The following is a 4,284-nucleotide window of genomic DNA, read 5'->3' as shown; positions in this document are numbered from 1 at the left end:
TCCGACATCCGAGCTTTTTGCTCCGATGTCTGACCTTTTTGCTCGGAAATCGATGGAAAGCCAACCGCCTATACCACGAAATTTTAACTACCTTTGCATGCGGATACGGGCAAAGCCAAACGCCCGCCTTGATAAACGAATAATGAACAAAGGAGTAAAAAAAGTTCCGAATATTCTGTCGATTTCGCGCATCATCCTTTCGCCGGTCATGCTCGCGGTGGCTGATCGGCCACCTGCATTGGCGGCCATGATCCTGCTGATCGGTCTGACCGACGCGGCAGACGGACTCATTGCCCGACGTTATCATTGCCAAAGCGCCGCCGGTGCACGGCTCGACTCGTTCGGCGACTGGATATTCTTCGGTATGACAGGGATCGTCTTTTGCACGAAATACGAGTCGCTCGTCATCGAGCATATCTGGGAACTGGCGGCCATCGTGACCGTCAGAGGCCTCGCACTATGCACCGCCCGATACCGCTTCGGACGGTTCCTATCCATTCATACGCTCGGAAACAAACTGACCGTAGTGCTTGTCTTCGCCACGATACTGTTCATCGTATGCGAAGGCAAAGTAAACGAAATCATTCCGAAAGCGGTGCTTGCAACGGCGCTGCTCGCAGCCGTCGATGAATATTTGATTATCCTCACGAGCGAAAAAATCGATCCGGACCGGCGTAGCTTCTTTGCGGGAAAAACAAACAGAAAACGTTTCTGAAAATCTTCTTCTCTATCATCTGCCCCCGACCATCCTATCGACACGTTGGGATAAAGAGAAAGGCCCCCTTACAGCTGAACCTTTTTCTCCAGCGTGCCGTCTTCCGTATAATATTTCCACGTACCCGTCGGATGATCTTTATCGTACCGGCCGCGTATTTTCAAACTGCCATTCTCGAAATATTCGTGATATTTGCCGTGACGCTGACCGTTACGTATCTCACATTCGCTCTTCAACGCACCTTCGGGATAAAACTCGCGATAAACATTGCCTTGAAACTTCTCGGCATAAAAACGGTTCAGCTCATCAATGGCCGCCTTTTCCGAAATCTCGGTATCATCCTCTTCGCGTAATTCTTCTTCCGACAGAACCGGAGGCCGATAAAGATGATAATTCATGACCATCCGCAAAGCGACTTTCTGCCGATTGCCAACAATCTGCAAAGCGGAATAAGGAAACGAGTAAACCATCTCGCGGTTGGCCGACCAACTTTCCCATGTCTTCTGGTTCAACAGCGGCTCCATGAGCGGCAGAAACTTGATGCTGTTCGTGTAGACGAAATAAGTAGACCGGTCGTCGATTTGCGAGAGCACTTGTTTGAATCCGTTATCGTTACGCAACGTACGCTCCTGCTCATAATCTTCGATGAAAGAGAGTAACGTCGCCGGTTTATTGCTGAAAACGACAAAGTCATTTACATACGTATAGTAAGGTTTCTCGAACTTCTCGAACATTTTCCCGAAAAAGAGCGCGAAGAAACCTTTCAACTCTACATAATTGATCTCATATCCTTTATAATTCGCCTTGCGAATATGAACCGGCGTGTTCTTTTTCACCTGTTTCTCGATGTATGCCATCTTCTCCTGCGCCCGTCCGAGGTCTTCGGCACGAACGGCAAGCAGCATCTCCGTGTCATGCCCCAATAGTCCCGGTTCAAGCTCGGTTACGGCAAATTCGCCGGCCATCCAGCTCAGAAAATCGTCTCGCAAGGATATATCGAACATGTTTTCAATGCGCTCGTACGATTCTTTGTAAGTCGCATAGAGTGAAGGTTCATCGTTGGAGAGCATCGTTTCCATCTCTTCCACGAACGTTAAGGGATCATCGACACAGATATTCGTGTAAAAGGCGGTGCGGTCGGAGAGTATTTTATGAGCTGTCATCTCTCTGCCTTCGGAATGCAACAATGTAGCAATATAGGGACTGACCGTATCTTTCAGAAACGTATACCCGCGGAGTGCGAATTTTTCCTTGTCGGCTTGCAGGCTCAGTCCGGTGTATGCCATCGAAGCACCGATGGCCGGCAGATAACCCTTTCGCTTACCCATATACAGATCGAGAAAGCGAGGCAGGGTGGCATGCTGCACGAAAATGCGGCACACTCCGTCATCATCGGTCGATTGGTCGGCTTCGATAAAAAGCGGGTCTAATCCGATGATCGGTTCGTTGCGTTCCGAGATGGACGCTTCGATCAGTCCGGCCGTCGCCGACGCGATGTAATGATTGTCTACAAAAGCCGTATAAAGCATGTCGCGTGTTTGGGGATCACGCAGCTCGACAATTTCCGTGTCCTTATATGTGCGATACGTCACCCCGTAGTTCATCCACGCGTAGAGCTTATCGATCTGTTCCTTCAAGGCCTGTACTTCCGAAATCTTCTGCAAGTCGAGGACGTACAGAAAGCCGAGCTTTCCATGACGCATCCGATGCACCGAAATCATCAGGTCTCTTTTCCCTGCCAACGCGAGAAGTCGCTCGTTAGCCTGCAAAGCGGAATCGAGCTTGTTCGCATCGCGTGCGATATCGGCAAACGATGGACTGCGCCTGAGGCATTGCCACGGCTCACTCGTGCTGAATCGCTTCCAGTCGCTGACCGGTTTGCTCGAATGAAGGATAAATACCGCATCTCTGGGTACGAGGTAAATTTGCTGAATAGAACGGCGCGGGGCATAATAAAACGTGATGAAACGGTAAATGCCATAGCCCGTCAGCAGTAAAAGAGCGGACAGGATGATCCATTTGATAGTTTTTTTCTTTTTCGTTGTTTGTTTGTTTTCTTCCATGGTGCTAATTTATAAAACAAATTGCCTGTTGCGAAGAGTCAGTTTACCGATCAGCCGGTCATAACGTACCCCCATCGGACGGTGATAGACAAGAATCGTATATTCGTTTTCGGTCTGGAAATAATCGCCCTCCGTCGGTAAAGTCTGCGCCTTTGTTTCCCCATGAGGAAGCAGCACATATTGATAATTATAATATCCCTGCTTCAGCATCAACGCTTTTTCATAGTGCCGTGTCTGAGGATTATATTCCATCCGGCTCGTCTCATTGAACTGATTTTGCACAAAGTCCCCCAACAGATAAACATCGCCATCGAGCAACGGTTCGGAAGCATACGTAAAATGAACGATATAATAATCGGCTTCCGTATCCGGATCGTTACAACCGCTGCAACGGACGAAGAAGCGCCCGTCCTGATCCTGATCGTAACGGTAGCCGGTGCGCGTTCGACTTTGATCGATCACCACGTCGGCATGATAGTACGGATTGTGAAACTCGATACCGTCGATATTCAGTCCATTATAACGATGCGTCAAGAATTCGAAGCGACGGTATTCGTTGCCGGCTTCGAAAATCAGTTCGCGGATATGTTCATACGTTAGCCGGTTATTCGTGATAATCTGCGGCTGCACATTCTTCACGGCATTGTCCGTCCGATTGTTCTGATAGACATAGACCTTCAACTCCGTCTGCGGATAGTTCACCGTTATTCCTTTTCGATCGATCTGAAAGCTGACCTGCTGATGCTCTCTGTTGAGCGATATATCCGTATTACCGCTCACCACGGCATCGATTCCTATAAGCGGCTCATAAACCCCGAATCGTACCGAACAAACGATTTGGTCGGGTTTTTCTTCTTCATAAACGCGCAGCAAATAATTGCCCGATACCTTAAAACGAATATTGTCATTCGGCAGGAAAAGACGGTAATTCATATAAGATACGGTCGTATTGAAAGAAGGAGAATAATCCTCAATGGTCATGCCCTGAAAGCCGTCCATGTACTCAATCGGGGTCAGCACCGACGGTTTCCAGTCCGCATCGCAATGAATGATCGAATAAGCATATCGTCCCTGCGTATGGTTCAGCACGTCGAAACTGATTTCAAGCCGGCGGTCACCGTGCAGTTCAGTATAAGGTTCGGAAATCAGTTCTCCGGCCACCTTGACCTGCAAACTTTTCACCCGGTTCGAAAAAACCTCCGTCCGACCATTCTTTTGCGCACACAGATGACCGGCAAGGATCAGCCCCAAAACTGCCATCATAAATCGATCAATGTATTTCATCTTTGCCGAAAACAATAAAAAACAACGCCCAAAGGTAGATGTTTAGCAGGATGTAACCAAATGTCTTTAACGAAAAACGACATATGCGTCTTCCCTTTCTGCGGCGAAGAGAGAGCAAGCGGTGTCGCCATAAAAAAATTTCGATTTGGAAGATTCGGGAAGATGTGATTACCTTTCCTCTAAAACGTATTTTGTGAGTTTGCTTAGATTGCTGCCCAATCC

At 48.3% G+C, this 4,284-nt stretch carries 4 protein-coding genes; 1 reads left to right on the top strand and 3 read right to left on the bottom strand.

Annotation, left to right across the window (positions count from 1 at the left end; translation table 11 throughout):
• Window positions 1-142 precede the first annotated feature (142 nt).
• Window positions 143-715 (top strand): CDP-alcohol phosphatidyltransferase family protein, encoded by a 573-nt coding sequence (locus tag Q4A89_RS11620; RefSeq protein ID WP_303185672.1) that lies wholly within the window; start codon window positions 143-145, stop codon window positions 713-715.
• A 68-nt stretch (window positions 716-783) separates the two neighbouring features.
• Here the strand turns inward: Q4A89_RS11620 and Q4A89_RS11615 are convergent, their stop codons facing one another.
• From Q4A89_RS11615 to Q4A89_RS11605, 3 genes are all read right to left on the bottom strand, one after another.
• Window positions 784-2,778: a DUF3352 domain-containing protein gene (locus Q4A89_RS11615; RefSeq protein WP_303185671.1), complete on the bottom strand. Its 1,995-nt coding sequence runs from the start codon at window positions 2,776-2,778 to the stop codon at window positions 784-786.
• A gap of 9 nt (window positions 2,779-2,787) precedes the next feature.
• Window positions 2,788-4,041, bottom strand: coding sequence for a DUF5103 domain-containing protein (locus Q4A89_RS11610; protein WP_303185670.1), 1,254 nt, complete (start codon window positions 4,039-4,041; stop codon window positions 2,788-2,790).
• A 7-nt stretch (window positions 4,042-4,048) separates the two neighbouring features.
• A partial coding sequence (locus Q4A89_RS11605; RefSeq protein ID WP_303185668.1) for a hypothetical protein occupies window positions 4,049-4,284 on the bottom strand: 236 nt, incomplete at its 5' end.

Origin of the sequence: Tannerella sp. (genome assembly GCF_030528505.1) — a bacterium.
Classification (GTDB): Bacteria; Bacteroidota; Bacteroidia; order Bacteroidales; family Tannerellaceae; genus Tannerella.
The sequence above is the reverse complement of the archived record's forward strand: the minus strand, read 5'-3'. Positions and strand labels throughout refer to the sequence as shown.